The sequence below is a fragment of the Thalassotalea sp. PP2-459 genome (genome assembly GCF_001913705.1).
Classification (GTDB): Bacteria; Pseudomonadota; Gammaproteobacteria; order Enterobacterales; family Alteromonadaceae; genus Thalassotalea_C; species Thalassotalea_C hakodatensis.
In genome coordinates this window covers 1-16,695 of sequence record NZ_MKQD01000013.1, presented here as the reverse complement: position 1 = coordinate 16,695, position 16,695 = coordinate 1, and the positions used below count along the sequence as shown (strand labels likewise).

Annotated in this window: 15 protein-coding genes and 3 tRNA genes; 9 read left to right on the top strand and 9 right to left on the bottom strand. The window is 37.2% G+C overall.

Translation table 11 applies throughout. The features are described from left to right. Positions 1-224 precede the first annotated feature (224 nt). Positions 225-722, top strand: coding sequence for a helix-turn-helix domain-containing protein (locus BI291_RS01525; protein ID WP_074495773.1), 498 nt, complete (start codon positions 225-227; stop codon positions 720-722). Between the two features lie 280 nt (positions 723-1,002). On the opposite strand, the gene BI291_RS01520 is transcribed toward BI291_RS01525, so the two are convergent. Then, on the bottom strand, positions 1,003-1,803 hold the full coding sequence (locus tag BI291_RS01520) for an ABC transporter substrate-binding protein (RefSeq protein ID WP_074495772.1): 801 nt from the start codon (positions 1,801-1,803) through the stop codon (positions 1,003-1,005). Positions 1,804-1,867: 64 nt separating this feature from the next. After that, positions 1,868-2,578 carry a LytTR family DNA-binding domain-containing protein gene (locus BI291_RS01515; RefSeq protein ID WP_175573060.1) on the bottom strand — a complete coding sequence of 237 codons (711 nt, stop codon included), beginning with the start codon at positions 2,576-2,578 and terminating at the stop codon, positions 1,868-1,870. 271 nt (positions 2,579-2,849) lie between these two features. Here BI291_RS01515 and BI291_RS01510 point away from each other — a divergent pair, with 271 nt between their 5' ends. Both BI291_RS01510 and BI291_RS01505 read left to right on the top strand, forming a co-directional pair. Beyond that, on the top strand, positions 2,850-3,269 hold the full coding sequence (locus tag BI291_RS01510; protein ID WP_074495769.1) for a DUF2141 domain-containing protein: 420 nt from the start codon (positions 2,850-2,852) through the stop codon (positions 3,267-3,269). A 10-nt stretch (positions 3,270-3,279) separates the two neighbouring features. Beyond that, the gene (locus tag BI291_RS01505; protein ID WP_074495767.1) at positions 3,280-4,806 is read left to right on the top strand and encodes a carotenoid oxygenase family protein; all 1,527 of its coding nucleotides are present in this window, start codon (positions 3,280-3,282) and stop codon (positions 4,804-4,806) included. 44 nt (positions 4,807-4,850) lie between these two features. Here BI291_RS01505 and BI291_RS01500 read toward each other — a convergent pair whose 3' ends face one another. Genes BI291_RS01500 through BI291_RS01490 form a run of 3 tightly spaced genes read right to left on the bottom strand, consistent with a single transcriptional unit; the run spans position 4,851 to position 6,942 of the window. Next, positions 4,851-5,258 carry a GFA family protein gene (locus tag BI291_RS01500; RefSeq protein WP_074495764.1) on the bottom strand — a complete coding sequence of 136 codons (408 nt, stop codon included), beginning with the start codon at positions 5,256-5,258 and terminating at the stop codon, positions 4,851-4,853. Positions 5,259-5,260: 2 nt separating this feature from the next. Continuing rightward, a complete protein-coding gene (locus BI291_RS01495) occupies positions 5,261-5,551 on the bottom strand; it encodes a hypothetical protein (protein WP_074495762.1) in 291 nt (96 codons plus the stop codon). Positions 5,552-5,601: 50 nt separating this feature from the next. Beyond that, positions 5,602-6,942 (bottom strand): DEAD/DEAH box helicase, encoded by a 1,341-nt coding sequence (locus BI291_RS01490; protein ID WP_074495759.1) that lies wholly within the window; start codon positions 6,940-6,942, stop codon positions 5,602-5,604. A 135-nt stretch (positions 6,943-7,077) separates the two neighbouring features. Here BI291_RS01490 and BI291_RS01485 point away from each other — a divergent pair, with 135 nt between their 5' ends. Then, the gene (locus BI291_RS01485; protein WP_074495757.1) at positions 7,078-7,542 is read left to right on the top strand and encodes a hypothetical protein; all 465 of its coding nucleotides are present in this window, start codon (positions 7,078-7,080) and stop codon (positions 7,540-7,542) included. A 27-nt stretch (positions 7,543-7,569) separates the two neighbouring features. On the opposite strand, the gene BI291_RS01480 is transcribed toward BI291_RS01485, so the two are convergent. Both BI291_RS01480 and gltX read right to left on the bottom strand, forming a co-directional pair. Beyond that, positions 7,570-10,083, bottom strand: a complete 2,514-nt coding sequence (locus BI291_RS01480) for an acylase (protein ID WP_074495754.1) — start codon at positions 10,081-10,083, stop codon at positions 7,570-7,572. A 248-nt stretch (positions 10,084-10,331) separates the two neighbouring features. Continuing rightward, positions 10,332-11,744, bottom strand: coding sequence for a glutamate--tRNA ligase (gene gltX, locus BI291_RS01475; RefSeq protein ID WP_074495753.1), 1,413 nt, complete (start codon positions 11,742-11,744; stop codon positions 10,332-10,334). Positions 11,745-11,991: 247 nt separating this feature from the next. Here gltX and BI291_RS01470 point away from each other — a divergent pair. From BI291_RS01470 to BI291_RS01450, 5 genes are all read left to right on the top strand, one after another. Continuing rightward, positions 11,992-12,067, top strand: a tRNA-Val gene (locus BI291_RS01470). A 38-nt stretch (positions 12,068-12,105) separates the two neighbouring features. After that, a tRNA-Val gene (locus BI291_RS01465) sits at positions 12,106-12,181 on the top strand. A 27-nt stretch (positions 12,182-12,208) separates the two neighbouring features. Further along, positions 12,209-12,284: transfer RNA gene (locus BI291_RS01460), tRNA-Val, on the top strand. A gap of 618 nt (positions 12,285-12,902) precedes the next feature. Continuing rightward, a complete protein-coding gene (locus tag BI291_RS01455) occupies positions 12,903-13,649 on the top strand; it encodes a pseudouridine synthase (RefSeq protein ID WP_254849501.1) in 747 nt (248 codons plus the stop codon). A gap of 103 nt (positions 13,650-13,752) precedes the next feature. After that, the gene (locus tag BI291_RS01450; RefSeq protein WP_074495748.1) at positions 13,753-14,160 is read left to right on the top strand and encodes a biopolymer transporter ExbD; all 408 of its coding nucleotides are present in this window, start codon (positions 13,753-13,755) and stop codon (positions 14,158-14,160) included. A gap of 89 nt (positions 14,161-14,249) precedes the next feature. Here BI291_RS01450 and BI291_RS01445 read toward each other — a convergent pair whose 3' ends face one another. After that, positions 14,250-14,918: a CPBP family intramembrane glutamic endopeptidase gene (locus tag BI291_RS01445; protein ID WP_074495744.1), complete on the bottom strand. Its 669-nt coding sequence runs from the start codon at positions 14,916-14,918 to the stop codon at positions 14,250-14,252. Positions 14,919-14,922: 4 nt separating this feature from the next. Continuing rightward, positions 14,923-15,813 (bottom strand): hypothetical protein, encoded by an 891-nt coding sequence (locus BI291_RS01440; RefSeq protein ID WP_074495741.1) that lies wholly within the window; start codon positions 15,811-15,813, stop codon positions 14,923-14,925. Positions 15,814-16,695 lie beyond the last annotated feature (882 nt).

Here is a 16,695-nt window from a genome sequence, read left to right as displayed (position 1 = left end):
CAGCAAAGTTCAACACGCTCTAGTATCAAGTTAACAAAGTAAGACAAATAAAGCTTGCCTTTGCCACTGCGTGCCATATTCTAGCTGACTTTATTTAGCTGGTTAACAGCGCTTTATATTGCTAGTACTACTACAGTCGTACGACTGTCATGTGTTTGTCGTTTCTCAACGACTAAGATTAGGTTATAGTTTGGGCATAATGAAGGTGGTTTAGGATAAAGTTTATGTTTGTGAAGTCCCTAAGGCAAAAGCACAATTGGTCTCAGCAACAACTCGCTCAACTGAGTGGTTTAAATATTCGTACAATTCAACGTGTTGAAAAAGGTGAAAGTGTTGGGCTTGAAACATTGAAATCTTTGGCTGCAGTATTTGAAATTGATGTAAATGTGTTAAAAAATAACGATAGTGAGCCCAATAGCACTCAAATAAATAAAGACACCTTGATTGACTTAGAAAATAGGGAAAAAATAGCCAAAGCTGAAGTAAAGTCAAAAAAGGAATTTTATATTTTAGCCTTGTTTTTGTTCGGGATTTTTACCTTTTTCTTTTTACCAAATTATAATCAAGGCGAAAACCTTGGTGCTCTTATCAGCACCGCTATCTGCTTCGCTATGATCATCGGAGCCCATGCTATTACAGTCTTCCAACCTTTTAGTGAAAAGTGGGAAAAGAAAAAAATTAAACAAACAATGGATAGCTACGAAAAAGAAAGTAAACTTTAGCTAAATATGAGCTATTGTTTGAAAGCGTTACAAAAGAGAATAAGAAGTGACGTATTACGCTTAGCTGGCGCTCGTTATTCGCTATTATAGCTAAGCTAATCCGCCTTTTATTCAGGCTACATGAACTCCCCTTTGTCAAACAATAGCAGTCTCTGACAACAAGAAGCCCTGACAGCTGCTCTACATTCGGCGTTTATTAATGTACTTAGGCACATAGCAGCCTGTCAGATTTATTCAAACCCAATGGGAAAGGTTTCAGATGAAATTGTGACTACGCCACTTAATGTGAATAAATTTCTAGTTGTTTTATATATTTATCTGGATCATTATATTGATTAATTAGCCCCATAATTTTTTCAACATCATATTTATCAGCAAATGATGTTGAAAAAGCCAAATAAGAATTGATTAATCGTGCTTCTTCTGGATGAGGAATGACTTTTAAGGTATTTTCTAGGTTTAATTCTTCAATTAATGAACTGGCAATTAAAGCATCCATTACGACAAAATCAACACGCTGGTATTGAAGCATCTTCAAACCATCAGTGATCCTCACTACTTCTATCAGGCTGTTTTTTTGATCGGTAAATAATTGCTCAACGTTTTCACCGTGATTCATTGACCTTACTTTAACTATTTGGGCATCTTTAATGTCGTCCCAAGAGGCGATCTCACGGGTATCTTGTCGATGCTGTAATATAACACTACCAGAGAAAACCACTAATGGAGCTTTAGGAAAAGTAAGGTAATTTGCACGCTCCTCAGTGAATAATGCAGGCATTAACGCATCGACTTTTCCTGATTTTACTTGTTGTAATGCTCTACCCCATGGCATAACTGTAATATCAATATTAATCCCTGTTCTAACACTAAATTGCTCGAACATCGTAACGAATTGTCCCGCTAAACCCCCGTTCTCACCAATATACACAAGTGGTCGTATTTCAGGTGCCGCAATAGAAATATGTTTTGGAAGCGGCACTATAGGTTTTTGTTCACTAAATCCCCACACACTGGTACTAGTAGCACTTAGCAAAGTAGCGAGAACGACAGCTTTTATGAACGAAAATATAATAATCATTCCTTCCCAGTAAAATTTACTTTTTAGTACATCATAGTAAAAAATAAAAGCAAGTGTTGCGTGATCAGATCAACGCTCTGACTGCGGGTAAATAAGTATTCGAGACTGGTACTTCTACACCATTGTTTAACAGTAAAATCAATTTTCTTCCTTCTTTTCGCGTACCTATTATGGCTTTTTCAGCGACCCACCAAGAGCGATGTGTTTGTAACCCTGGGTAATCTTCGAGCATGGTTAATGCGTCTTTAAAGCGCATTAATAATAAATGCTTACCCTTTTCTGTGTATACGTTCAAGTAATGATCGTCCATTTGTAAGCAAACTAGATCGCCTTTAACACTTAATGGTAATTGATTGATAAACTTTTTTACTAAGGGGGATTGTTGTTCATTATCATTTTTTTGCTGATTTGCAAGTTCAGCTGTTTGTTGTCCAATGACTGCTTTTTGATCTTGATACAAATTATGCACCGTCAAAATAAAGGTGATCAAACCACCAATGAATAAACCGGTAATAAAATGTTGTGGTATTGACGCTAAATAAGATGATGTTGTGTCAAAAAACATTAAGATGATAAACGGTACGACAAATGCCATTACGACAGTCGCAACAAACGTAGAAATGCTAACTCTTAACCAATATTTGTTTATATTCTTATGAAGGTACCGAGGGAGAATTTCGTCACCATAGGAAATGACTGGACTATAAATAACAAAACCACAAAAACACACAACTAACCAGAATAGCCAAGAATAGGCTAGGCTTATTTCATCCATTCCAAATGGCCTCAAAAAAGCAAGAAAGCTACTAAATACCATCAAAAATACTAAATCTTTAATGGCACTTTTAAGATCATATGACTTTATTAGCTTATGATTTTTAATGTGTATTTCACGATTCGCCAAATCGTTTTCTTCCTTTTATGTTTAATTCACGTAGTAATTGTCATGCTAAACGAATGTTTACTCGTTGTTAATTAACTTTCATTTTAACGTCTTTTTAGACACAAGTAATACACAAATCTTAAATTAACATTCTGGAGAGAAAATGAAAATTAAACTAACAATTGCCACAACATTATTGACTTTATCAGCAAATGTTTTTAGCCACTCTTTGCAATTAGAAATTCGAGAAGTCAAAAGTAATCAAGGTAAAATATTGGCGCAACTGTTTAAGGGTGAATCAAATTATCAAGCTAATAAGCCAATGATGGCTCAACAATCAATGGCGAAAGAAGGCACGCTGATACTCACCTTTAGCAACTTAGAAAATGGTGAATATGCCATTCGTTATTTTCACGATGAAAATAGCGATAACCAATTAGCGACTAACTTAATTGGCATTCCAACAGAAGGCTACGGTTACTCAAATAATGCAAAAGGAAATTTCGGCCCAGCCAAGTATCAGGATATGAAAGTGAGTATTGTCGATAGTGATGTAATCACCCACTCTACAGTCATCTACTAAGGGGTTAACAATGGAACGACGCCAAGCATTAAAGTCTTTAGTTGTGGGAGCAGCCACAACCATGCTACCAACAACAGAGTCTATTGCAGCGTTTATGCTACAAGAAAAAGACTCGCTCGCTGAAAATAAAGCTTTGTTTGATAAAGCACTGCTTAACAACCCAAAACTTATCGGCTTTCAGGGTACCCATCAGGAATTCTCTAAAACACGATTAACCATAGAAGGTACAATTCCCAAAGATATTAAAGGCAACTTTTATCGCAATGGTGCTGCATTATTTGAACGGGGCCAACAACGATATCAGCATTTGTTTGAAGGCGATGGCATGATCCAAGATTTTCATTTTAACAATGGAGAAATTTATCATCGAGGAAAATTCGTAAAGACTCGTAAATATCAACAAGAGCAACAAGCGGGTAAATTTCTATATTCTGGGCCAGATAGCCGAGTAACTAATGGCTTGCCCGTTTCTACGCCTGAAACAATAAATACCGCAAACACAAATATTATTCCCGTTAATGGTGAAATATGGGCGTTATGGGAAGCAGGCTCACCTGTTGCGATTTCAAAAGAAGATCTTAGCACTTTAGAATACGTTAACTTAGGAAAAAATAGCGATTACGGCAATACTCTAAAAGGTTTGGCATTTTCAGCGCATCCAAAAATTGAAGCTAATGGTGATATCTGGAATTTCGGTATGTCACATACCGGTCACATTGTGCTTTATCAGTTAAATGCCAAAGGCATTACTCGCAATGTTAATTTAATAAAAACTAGCTATCGCGGTGGTATGTTGCATGACTTCCTGATAACCCATAAACATATTTTACTTATTTTACCCTCATTAGAAAAAAACAATACAACATCAGGCTTTTTCAATGCAATTGAATTTAACGATGCATTACCCATGCAGGTTTTAGTCGTCGATAAAGCTACCTTAACGTTAAAGAAACGTTTTGACCTACCATCAGGGTTTGCTTTTCATTATGGAAATGCTTGGGAGGAAAGCGATGGCAGCATTCACTTTGATGCCAGTTTGTATTCAAGTGTTGATGTTTTACATCACATGAATACGCTAATGAAAGGCTTAAACCCAAAATCTTTAAGTACTGCTAAAACAACATTGTTTACTTTAAAGCCCAATGGCACAGTGCAGCATGACTACATCGGGGAAAATAGCGAATTTCCACGTATTAATGAGACAAAGGTTGGTTTGAGAAACCATGAGCTTTATACCATTGGCTCAACAGAAACAATGCTTTGGAATGATACTGTTTCTAACTACCACGTTTCAAATGGAAAGATTCAGCAATATATTTACGGTAAAGATTTTCTAGTAGAAGAACATATTGCCGTTAGCCCAACAAATAAAGAAGGTGAAGGTTATTTACTAGGTACAGCCTTACATGTACCGTCTAAAAGAACCTGTTTAAATATTTTTGATGTGAAAGAGCTATCAAATGGCCCTGTTTGTCGAGCTTGGCTACCCTACCATATACCATTAGGATTTCATGGTAATTTTGTAGCCACCACCTAACCCTTACATCAGCAGTCGGTGTTAAGTTACACCGATTGTAAATTTTATACTCTAAAATGTTTAAATTGAGGTATGTTGTCTGTGATTTCAAACCATGGTGCTTTATTTGCGACATAAATATGTGCGTTAGGCTTTATCGTTTCAATATGATCAAACGCTGCGAGTGCCACTTCAATGGTATTATCTGAGCGATTAAATGCTGATTCGAAGATCAGACTTGACCCACAACATTTGCAGAATTTTCTTACACTGTTATTATCGGCAACGTAGCTTTGAAGCAACGCTTCACCACGAGTAAAAGTAATATGGTTAAGGCTAACCTCTGCAAAAGTAGAAAATGCCGCACCATGAAATTTACGACACATAGTACAATGACAATGAGCCACAGCCGACATAAACTCTTGCACAAAAAAAGTTATTTTCCCACACAAACAGCTAGCCGTATTTGCCATACTTAACCTACTTGTCGATTAAACATATCGCCGGCATTTTCGTTAGACATTTCGATGACCGTTACCGAAACCTCCATACCATCGACAGTCCACTTACTCGTTAATTCATTATACAACACGCGAGCAATCAAGGTTTTTAATGAATCGTCATCATAACTAACAATCATATTACAAATATAATTATGAACCGGCTGATAATCAGGTATCGCTACATGCACTGGCTTTATATCTTTACCTAATATTGTACGGCGTTTGTACCAGTCTTTTTCTATGATTTCGAACTTCCTTGCCATTTTCATACCTCATGACTTTAAAAAATACTTAAGTGATGAGAGGTTGTTCCTCAACCTTCATCATCACGATCAATGTCATTATAAGACTTTACACGGCTATGTTTCAATATAGGTAAATCACCAACATCTTTTTCAAAGTTAACTTTTCTTACTTTTTTGGGTGGTAATTTTTTAACTGCGGCTTTTTCTTGTTTCGGCTTATTGACTTTATTTTTTGCATTACTCGCTTTTTTCGGTTTTAGACCAGAAAATTTAACGTTAATACCTTCAACTGTTGAAAAGGTAAATGACTGTTGTAAAAAAGCTTCTATATTTTTAAAACTTAACCAATCTTTCGGTCCAACAAATGAAATGGCATCACCTTTATTACCAGCGCGGCCAGTTCGCCCTATTCGGTGAACAAATTCTTCAGTATGTTTAGGTAAATCAAAATTAATGACGTGAGAAACATTGGTTAAGTCTAAGCCTCTTGAGGCAAGATCTGTAGTGATCAATATTTTATGCTGCCCTTTAGCAAAACTTTCCATAATTTGGTTACGCTTGCTTTGCGATAACTCGCCGCTTAAGGCAACAGTATTGTGTCCTTGCTGTTCTAATTCGGTCGCTAACCTTTCCGTATCTGAACGTGTCGCAGTAAATATAATCAACTGTTGTGATATTTCTTTCGAGAGAAAGTGCGTTAACAATACTTGTTTTTGGTCAAGGTTATCCGCTAAGTAAAAGCGTTTATTAATATCTTTATGCTCAGTATGGGCAGCGCCTATTGCAACTCGTTTAGGTTTATTTAAAAGCTTTAAAGCAAATTCATTTACTTGTGCGTGATCTAATGTTGCTGAAAACATTAATGTTTGACGCTTTCGATGATCGGCGCGATCATTGATAAGATTTAATTCTTTTGAGAAACCTAAATCAAGCATACGATCAGCTTCATCAAGAATTAACATTTCTAAACCATTTAAATAAAAATGTCCTTTGGTTAAATGATCCGTTAAACGGCCTGGCGTAGCGACAACAAAATGCGGATCTTTCTCTAATACCTTTACTTGGTCATTAAAATTTTCACCACCAAGGATCAACGCTGCTTTAAACGCACTACCACTTGTAAATAAGCGAAGCTGATTGAAAACTTGCTTCGCCAACTCGCGTGTTGGCGTCAATATCACCACTCTTGGATCTTTTTTTGAAAGCGCACGCATTTTAGAAATTCTATGCATTGCAGGCAATATAAACGCTAGTGTTTTTCCTGAGCCCGTTTTGCTTGAGGCTATTAAATCATGCCCCTGCATTGCTAACGGTATTGCTTGGTGTTGAATATCTGTTGGTTGTTCAAAACCTAAATGCTCTATTGTAGACATTAAACGTTTGTCAAAACCAAAGTCATTAAAATGCAAAATTATTACCTTATATATTACAATACTTATACGATTACCTAGTCATTATAACTCGTTACAAATGCATATGCTTTCGCTATTTAACTTTTGTGATGATCGATTACTATAAAAAACAAACAATAATAAGGACAATCAATGAAATATACCTTCCTACCTCTGCTGACTTTACTTCTGACAACTCAAATTTTTGCGCAAGAAAATGGTGCGTTAAAACCAATTAACCACTTATTTGATGCAATGCGTGAACATGATGGTGATAAGTTATTGGCGCAATTTACGAAAGGCGCTCACCTGGAAAGAGTTACAATCGAAAACGTTGTAACACACTCTGCACTACCAAAGTTTGCGCAGTTTGTTGATACATCGGAGAAATATTTGGATGAAAAATTATTATCAATTTCTATCCATGTTAGCGATAACCTCGCGAGTATTTGGACCCCTTATGCTTTTTATATTGATGGTAAATTAAGTCATTGCGGTGTAAATAGTTTTCAACTAATTCACACCGATAAACAATGGAAAATACAATACCTCATTGATAATACCCATTCTGGTGATTGTAATATTTTTATCAACAAACATAAAAAAACGAGTGATTAACACTCGTTTTTTATGCGTTATTAAATTTTATTGCGCGTTTGTAATAGTAATTTCGTTAATTTTATTCGCTTCAATTTCTGACTCAGTAAATCGTAACGGCCTAAGCTGCGGCTCCATTGAATAAAGCTGAGTTTGATCAGCACTATGTTCAGTACCGTAAGCTCTAGATTGCGAGTACGTTAATAAACCTTTCGCTTTAGGTCCTTCATCCGTAAAGTTTACTACGGTCATCCAGCTACTACCGTATCCAATATGATAACCACCAGCTTCTGTACTTAAGATTGAAGTATTGTCTTGTGTTTCATAACCATGATTTGGTAATAACGTACCATTATTTGCCGTATGACGACGGTTATTAAAGACATTAAAACCACCTTCAATATTATGCGCTCCACCCCAAGGATATTTAACACCTGACGCTTGTCCGTTAGGTAAGCTACGCTCAACAAACTGCACCTGACCAAGCGTTGCATCTAAGGCGATTCCTGCTTGTTGTACTTTTTCAATCGCCGTGGCAAAGTGCGCTAAAATAGTGGTATTTGAAGCAAGTGTATTTGGTGTATTTATGGGGTCTTCTACATTAAAAGGCACAGACCACTGAGGGCTAGTCGAAAATTGAAATGCAAACTCTCTAAACAAGTGAGCTGCACTACTGTTTAAGTTCATTGTGCCATCCCATGCCGATAAAGCACCACAACCTGCGCTAATATCCGTGCCATTTACTGGTGTACTACCTTGCTCGGTACATGCAGCTAATAGATCCGTTAATACCGCTTCACCTAAATAATTACGATTACCAAGCAATGCATTTTCTACTTCCTCGATTGTAAATAATCCATCGTCTCCAGCTGCATCAGCTAAAAGCTTATGCGCCATTCTTGAACGTAAAGACTGTTGATTTCCTACTTGGCCGTATAATGGAGAAACCCCCGTGATAGGAGATTCAGCATTAGTAAGCCAAAAACTATCGTTAGAGTTTTGTACGTAGTCACTTCCTTCATATTTTGGCGCGTTATCGTACGGTACAGCCCCTTCATAAACAAATGCTGAAATATGACCAGGTAAAACTGTAAATCCTGCAAGCTGTTTAGCGCCAATCAGTAATGGGTTAGTTGTTAGCTCATGAATAGCGGTATCAGATAGGTTAGGCACGGTTGAATCATCAATATAAAAGACATTGCCTTCTTTATCAGCTGACATCGTATTATTAAAAATAACGCCATCATGTGACTTAAAGGCCTGCTTAAATTCATCCATGTTGCTAGCAACATTCATCGCTAGCCAATGATCAACAATATCAAAATTTCCTAAATTAGCGTCTTTAATTGCATAGGCACCACTTGCTGACCATTCAAAGTTACCTGGTACAACGATCATCGGGCCTTGAACCGTTGAGTAACTTTTCTTCGCTAACTTAATCGTTTGACCTGGCGCAACAGCAACATCAATCACAAGCTCTTGCTCTTCAATTGCTCGAGGAGCACCATCAATGACTTGATTGTTACCAGGTAGAGATCCATCTAAGGTCAATTGATAAACCACAAAATGCTCTGCGGTCGAAAAAGTATGAGTCCATGCAACATTATCATTAAAGCCAATATTCACTACGCCTGGCATACCAGATAAAGAGCCTCCCATAACATTCATATGCTCAGGAATAATGCTATGAAACTGCCAAAATCTTAAGTTCCCCGTATGTGGAAAATGAGGATTAGCCAATACCATACCTTTACCATTTTCTGTTTTATCTTTCCCTAAACCCCAACCATTAGAACCTAAATCTAATGGATTACGCTCTGGCATTTTCACCTTTGGTGCATACTTGATTGAACTTGCAGAAGCATTCGCTGCTTTAGGGTAAGGTAAATAGCTTTCTCCAGGAGGTGCAGCTAAAAACATTGGGCCTAAAAAGTTTGCAGCACCGGGTAATAATGCAACACCTAAAGAATAAGTTAGTACATCTATGTTGGTGATAGGTTGTAACCAAGGCTGCCCAGCACAGCTTAAATCAACGTCGTCGGTGTTATCACTTAAATATTTGTTATAACCAGCGGCATAGCCAGTTAACAGCGCGCGGCTATTTTCTGACATACCATTAAAGTGTTGCTCTGCCTGTTTTCTAATGCCAAGAGCAAGGTAACCAAAGTCATTGATAAGATGTTCTGAATCACCAGAACCAGGATTTAAATCGGGTCCGAAATACATTGAACGCTGTGAATTATATTTCACGACTTGGTCTGCAAGTATACAAATATTATCTTTAGCGTATGCATAACCTACCCCGTAAGCCAAGCTTTCTAAATTGTCGGCTTTAACGTGCGGTACACCGTAGTCTGTCCATCGTATATTTGCTGACAACATACCTTCAGGCGCAAACGTAGGTAAAGGTGCCTTAGTTGTTGGTGGTGTAGGTGTTTCTGGTTCCGCAGGTGCTAATTGGTTAACACTTTCATATTTATAATCGTTGCCACAGGCTGAAACTAAACTTGCTATACCTATAGCGATGGCAGGCTTTAATGCCTTTTTAATGGTAACTTTCACGATCTAACTCCCCAGCTAATATCCGTTTTAATTTGTTATATTTTTAATCTGATCGTACCAGTATTTAGCACAATAAATAAAAATGAACAACCTAGGAATATCTTAGAACAGCTTGATATATTTGCGAATAATGTTTTTTCCTCGTTGCAGGCGTACTAAAAACAAGCAACACACTGGTTTACCTGTTTTTACTAAATTTTTTTGCAAAAAAAGCGCCATTAAAGGCGCTTAAGTGATTATAAACAACATTAACTATTCGCTTTTCGTACTTCAATTACTGCTAATGCCATATCTATTCTTGTTAATACCTTTTCCTGAGGTAACAAAGCAAGTGTCACATCTAACGAAGGAGAATTACCAGCACCAGTTGCGGCTACACGCAATGGCATACCTACTTTACCCATGCCTAATTCAAGCTCTTCTGCTGTTGCATTAATTGCTTGTTGAATAGCTTCTGGTGTCCAATCAGACACTAACGATAACTTTTCTCTAACAAGTTGTAATGGTTGTTCCGCTACAGGTCGCAAATGCTTTTTCGCGGCAGTAGCGTCAAACTCGGTAAAATCTTGATAAAAGTAACGTGATATTTCTGCCATTTCTTTTAGCGTTTTTACGCGATCTGCTTGCACCTTAACAATTTCACTTAATGCAGGCCCACTTTCTGTTGAAATACCTTGCTCTTTCATGTGCCAAGCTAAATGTTCGGCAACATATTCTGGATCAAGTGATTTCATATAGTGCTGATTTACCCAAATCAATTTATCAGTGTTAAAGGCTGAAGGTGCCCTATTGCAACCAGTTAAATCAAACAATTCGATCATTTCTTCACGAGAAAAAATCTCTTGATCACCATGAGACCAACCTAAACGCACTAAATAATTCAGTAATGCTTCAGGTAAATACCCATCATCACGATATTGCATCACAGAAACCGCACCATGACGTTTTGACAAACGTTTGCCATCGTCTCCTAATATCATGGGAATGTGGGCATATTCTGGTAATGGGGCGCCTAACGCTTTTAATATATTAATTTGACGAGGCGTATTGTTCACATGATCGTCACCACGAACGACATGTGTAACCCCCATATCCCAATCATCAACAACAACCGTTAAATTATACGTTGGTGACCCATCTGAACGCGCAATAATTAAATCGTCAAGTTCTTCGTTTGAAATGACGATATCGCCTTTAACTAAGTCATTAATCACAACGCTACCGTCAAGAGGGTTCTTAAAGCGAATGACAAATGGCTTATCCTCTGGGTAATCGGTTCTTTCACGCCATATACCGTTATATTTTTCTTTCTCACCTTTAGCGCGAGCTTCTTCACGCATTGCTTCAACTTCTTCTGCTGTTGAGTAACAACGATATGCATTACCTGAAACAATCAGTTGTTGAATGACTTCTTTATAACGATCAAAACGCTCAGTTTGAAAGTACGGGCCCTTAGTCCAAGACAAATTCAGCCAGTTCATACCATCCATAATGGCATCTACAGATTCTTGAGTAGAGCGCTCTAAATCAGTATCTTCAATACGAAGAATAAATTCACCGCCGTTCTTCTGTGCATATAACCAACTATAAAGGGCAGTGCGGGCACCACCGACATGTAAATACCCTGTAGGGCTAGGTGCAAATCGAGTTGTTAGGCTCATATCAATCTCACTAAAACAGAAAACGGTTTTATTTAAACAAAACCAGGATAAAATAATAATGATATTTTAACAGGCTATTCCGATGGTTAACACCTTTGAACACTGCAGATAAATGAAAAAGGTGATAAAACACCCAGTCTGATGAAATATTCTTCATTTGGTTTAAATTTAACAAAAAAACTAAAAAAATTAACGTGATTGTATTGACAGTAAATACGATCTCCCTATAATACGCCACCACAGAGACGGACGGTTAGCTCAGTTGGGAGAGCACCGCCCTTACAAGGCGGGGGTCACTGGTTCAAGCCCAGTACCGTCCACCACTTCTTTTGAAGTTTGGCGTTTCTGTTAGATATAATTAGGACGATTAGCTCAGTTGGGAGAGCACCGCCCTTACAAGGCGGGGGTCACTGGTTCAAGCCCAGTATCGTCCACCACTTCTTTAATTATATCTGTTCCTATTAGGACGATTAGCTCAGTTGGGAGAGCACCGCCCTTACAAGGCGGGGGTCACTGGTTCAAGCCCAGTATCGTCCACCAATTTCTTTATGTTTTGATTTCAGTTAATTATAGCGGTGCAAGCACCTTCTACCTTTTACCACCCGAGCCGAATCACAAGTTCAAACCCAGTACTGCCCACCACTTTTTTATGTTTTGATTTCAGTTAATTATAGCGGTGCAAGCACCTTCTACCTTTTACCACCCATGCCGAATCACAAGTTCAAGCCCAGTATCGTCCACCAATTTCTTTATGTTTTGATTTCAGTTAATTATAGCGGTGCGAGCACCTTCTACCTTTTACCACCCACGCCAAATCACAAGTTCAAACCCAGTACTGCCCACCACTTTTTTATGTTTTGATTTCAGTTAATTATAGCGGTGCGAGCACCTTCTACTTTTTACCACCCGAGCCGAATCACAAGTTCAAACCCAGTACTGTCCACCAATTTATTTATGTTTTGATTTCAGTTAATTATAGCGGTGCAAGCACCTTCTACCTTTTACCACCCATGCCTAATGTCTAGTTCAAAGAAAATACTATATCTATTATTTACCTTTTATTTTGTCATTAAATGCTATGGCATCGACAGTTTAAGATTTAAAATATATTTATAGAATTGATACAATTCCAATACTTCAATGTTTGAGAGTGCTACCGTGGCAAACAACAATGCATTAAACCGTCAGCGATTAGATAAGCGAATATCACAAGCATTAAACATTTCCCGTAAAGACGTTAAACGCTTACTTGCAAAACAAGAGATAAGTGTTGATGGAGTAACAACTCAAAATGCAGACGAAATTGTTAACAAATTTTCAAAAATTATTGTAAAAACACAACTATTACCTTTTGAAGAAGCTTATTACCTAATGTTAAATAAGCCTAAAGGTGTGGTATCAGCTACAAAAGACGATAAGCACCAAACCGTTATTAACTTATTAAACTTTCCGTATAAAAACGAATTACATATAGTAGGAAGGTTAGACCTAAATAGCACAGGGCTTATATTATTAACCAATGACAGTCGATGGTCTGAACAAATAACCAACCCATCTGCTAAAGTGGAAAAACAGTACTTAGTGACTGTTGATAAACCTATAACGCAAGATTATGCAACAGCATTTGCCCAGGGCATGTATTTTGAGTATGAAAATGCAACAACATTACCTGCGCAGCTTGAAATACTGACGAGTTATAAAGCCTTGGTTATCATTCAAGAAGGAAAATATCATCAAATTAAGCGTATGTTCGGCCGTTTTCAAAACAAAGTTTTAAGCATACACCGCATTAGTGTTGGTCATATCACTCTTGATAAAAACCTTAAAGCTGGCGACTCAAGATCATTAAGCGTTGAAGAAATAAACAACAACTATAAAAATAATAATTTTGCAGGTAAATTCTAAGATTAAAGATTGACCATAAGCCATTTTATCAGTACATTACATCAAAACTATACGAAGTAAATCGTAATATTATTAGTCATTGCGGTTAGAATAAGGGTTAACCATGAGTAGAAGAAGACACGCAGAAGAAGCCAACGAAAGTGAAGTAGATATGACGCCAATGTTGGATATTGTATTTATATTATTGATTTTCTTTATCGTAACGACCTCTTTTGTTCGCGAAGAAGGTATTTTAGTAAATAGACCAAAAGCGCAAAATAACCCGCCTAATAACGCTACTCCTACCGTTGTTGTTCAAATTAGTGAAAATGGACAAATTAAATTTAACGGCAAACCAGTAGATATTGAACGATTAGGTGCACGTATAGAGAGCTTCTTAGCTGAAAACCTAACAAACAGTGCTGTTATTATTCCTGAATATGAAACAACACACGATATGGTTGTTCAAGTAATGGATCAGGTAAAACAATTTGATCAACTCGTTATTTCAATTGGTAAGTCTAAAAAATAGCGTAGCTCAACATAATTTCAAATAAAAAAAGCCCATATTTAACATGGGCTTTTTTTATATACATCTTAATAACTCATCGAAGAAATTAACTAAGAAAACACTGCTAGCCATGTAATTGCATTCCCGACTCCATGGACTACCCCCGGTACAATTATACTGTTGCTTTTATCTCTTAACCATTGAAACAAGAAACTTACTGCTACATAAATTGTAATTAAAATCAAAACAACATGGTATTCTTCTAATTTATAGAGCTCCCATAACCTTATTGAATGCAGTGGTGCAATAACAAAGATGAGCGTTGTAATTAATGATGACCCCCTTGCTGTAAAGTAGGCTGTCAATGAGGTAAATAATAACCCTCTATAAACAACTTCTTGGCCAACACCAATGATAAAACCCGTCATTAACCATAACATTATGTTACCTAGCGGCGTATTAAAGCTTTCTTTTAATTGTTCAAGCTCCAAAATAGCAAAAATTAATGCCGAGCTAAGTGATGCAACAATCATAAGAGGAATGTATGTTTTATGAATAAACAATAAACGGGCAAACGATTTATAAAGCACTAACAGTGCGACAATTACTACAGTAAGTTCAACCAATAACCTTGTTGGTTGATTAAAGTACCAATGCGTTGGATGTAATAGCCAAGGGTCAGGCTGTAAAAACAATCGAACAGGCCCTTCAAGTATCAATACTAACAATAATAGTACTATGCTAGCTTCACCTGTTTTTAATGCATTAATATTAATCATAGTCTTACCTAACGTTATATATTTTCTTAAGTACTCTATGCAACTCGCGTTCATCACTTTTTTCAGCAAGTTTGGCGTATTTTCTTGTCATTTCATCGTTTTCAATCAATCGATACAACTGAGCTAAACGAAGTGCAGCCCATTCATTTGAAGGAACACCTTTATAGCCATCTGATTCGGCAATAAAAATGAGCAATGAATTAATACCCTCTTGCACATTATAGTGACTAAAAACTGCGTTTCTTCCCAGCTGATATAATGAATTCAGATAGTATATTTGCTGTTCTTGACTGGACGCTGCCTGTTCAAAAACTTTGAATGCTTCTCTAAAGTTACTTTCCTCTTGGTATATCAAGCCGAGACGAAAAGTAAACTCGTTAACCTTAGGATACTTCGCTGACCATTTAATCAATTTAGATTTTAATTCATCTTTTTTATCTTGTTCACGCAATAACTTAATTTCAGCTAATGCACCTTGTACTGAATTCAATTGATAAATAGCTGCTACTTGTTCTGATGCAAGTTCTATATCACCACCAGCAATAGAAGGTGCTCCCAAATAAAATTTAAGTAATCCAATTCTATAAGCAATTTTATTAGGCTGAAACTCAACCGCTTTTTTTAAGCAAGACAATGATTTATTGGCATAACTCATTGCAGTAAAAATAGCATCTTCTGCTTGCCTTCCCATTATCCGGCCACAAAGAAAGTTTACTTCAGGGTTGTTGGGTTCCAACGATAGTGCTTTCTCTATGAGTGATTCCGCTTCGTCTAAATCAATAGCTAATGCGACAGATGCTTTTTTAAAGAGCGTGGCTAAGTCATCAGATGCTTGCAATGAATTTAACGACCAGCCTAAGTTCAACCATAAAAAAATGGCATATAATAACTTCAAAGTATTTCTCCTATTTAAACTTAGATAGAGGCTTTAACCTTAACGTTAAGCGTTGATTTGCCTAGTGTAAAAGGAACAATAAAATGGAACACTAGCAAGCACTAATGGCTTTACGTTAATAGCAAGAATATTTCGTGAATTAAACAACAGCTACTTGATATACATTTGACGAATCGTCAAATGACCTCAAGAATAGAGATCATAGAAACAAAAAAACGTAGCTTTAATTACGGTTCTTTTTAGTTAGTGTCTAAATCATGTTTCGCCCTGCTGGCGTGAAAGGATTCACTAATGTCGTGGTACCATGGATGGCAAAGAACGACCAAGTGAGAGTACTCCATGTATTTTGTCCATAAATAAAGGCCGTCTTACTAGACGACCTTTTTTTTGAATAGAAGCTTGATGATACCTTACTCTCACATGGGCGTTACTTATCACATGAGTCACACTTCCATCGGCGCTATTGCTTTTCACTACTGGACGTTTGTGACGAGTATGTGCGCATGGAGTCAGGTGATGCTAATGTTATTACCTTTAACTTTGATAATTGTTTCGAGCTAAACGCAAAAAACCTGTAGCTTGTCCTACGGGTTTCTCTTAATAGAAGCTTGATTCAGGCCCACGAATTCGCAGAGCTCATTCGGTTAAAATGGGCCAACATGAAACGGTTCATGTTGTCTGTTAACCTTTTTAACCCTACACTCGTGAGAGTACTCCATGTATTTTGTCCATAAAAAAAAGCCGTCTTACTAGACGGCCTTTTCTTTGGAATAGAAGCTTGATGATGTCCTACTCTCATATGGGCGTTACTTATCACATGAGGCACACTACCATCGACGCTATTGCATTTCACTACTGAGCTCAGCATGGGTATTTGCCCAT

Bases quoted from the DNA above. Each gene is read 5' to 3' on its own strand.
- BI291_RS01525 (WP_074495773.1), top strand. From the start codon at position 225: ATGTTTGTGAAGTCCCTAAGGCAAAAGCACAATTGGTCTCAGCAACAA.
- BI291_RS01520 (WP_074495772.1), bottom strand. From the start codon at position 1,803: ATGATTATTATATTTTCGTTCATAAAAGCTGTCGTTCTCGCTACTTTG.
- BI291_RS01515 (WP_175573060.1), bottom strand. From the start codon at position 2,578: ATGGATGAAATAAGCCTAGCCTATTCTTGGCTATTCTGGTTAGTTGTG.
- BI291_RS01510 (WP_074495769.1), top strand. From the start codon at position 2,850: ATGAAAATTAAACTAACAATTGCCACAACATTATTGACTTTATCAGCA.
- BI291_RS01505 (WP_074495767.1), top strand. From the start codon at position 3,280: ATGGAACGACGCCAAGCATTAAAGTCTTTAGTTGTGGGAGCAGCCACA.
- BI291_RS01500 (WP_074495764.1), bottom strand. From the start codon at position 5,258: ATGGCAAATACGGCTAGCTGTTTGTGTGGGAAAATAACTTTTTTTGTG.
- BI291_RS01495 (WP_074495762.1), bottom strand. From the start codon at position 5,551: ATGGCAAGGAAGTTCGAAATCATAGAAAAAGACTGGTACAAACGCCGT.
- BI291_RS01485 (WP_074495757.1), top strand. From the start codon at position 7,078: ATGAAATATACCTTCCTACCTCTGCTGACTTTACTTCTGACAACTCAA.
- gltX (WP_074495753.1), bottom strand. From the start codon at position 11,744: ATGAGCCTAACAACTCGATTTGCACCTAGCCCTACAGGGTATTTACAT.
- BI291_RS01450 (WP_074495748.1), top strand. From the start codon at position 13,753: ATGAGTAGAAGAAGACACGCAGAAGAAGCCAACGAAAGTGAAGTAGAT.
- BI291_RS01445 (WP_074495744.1), bottom strand. From the start codon at position 14,918: ATGATTAATATTAATGCATTAAAAACAGGTGAAGCTAGCATAGTACTA.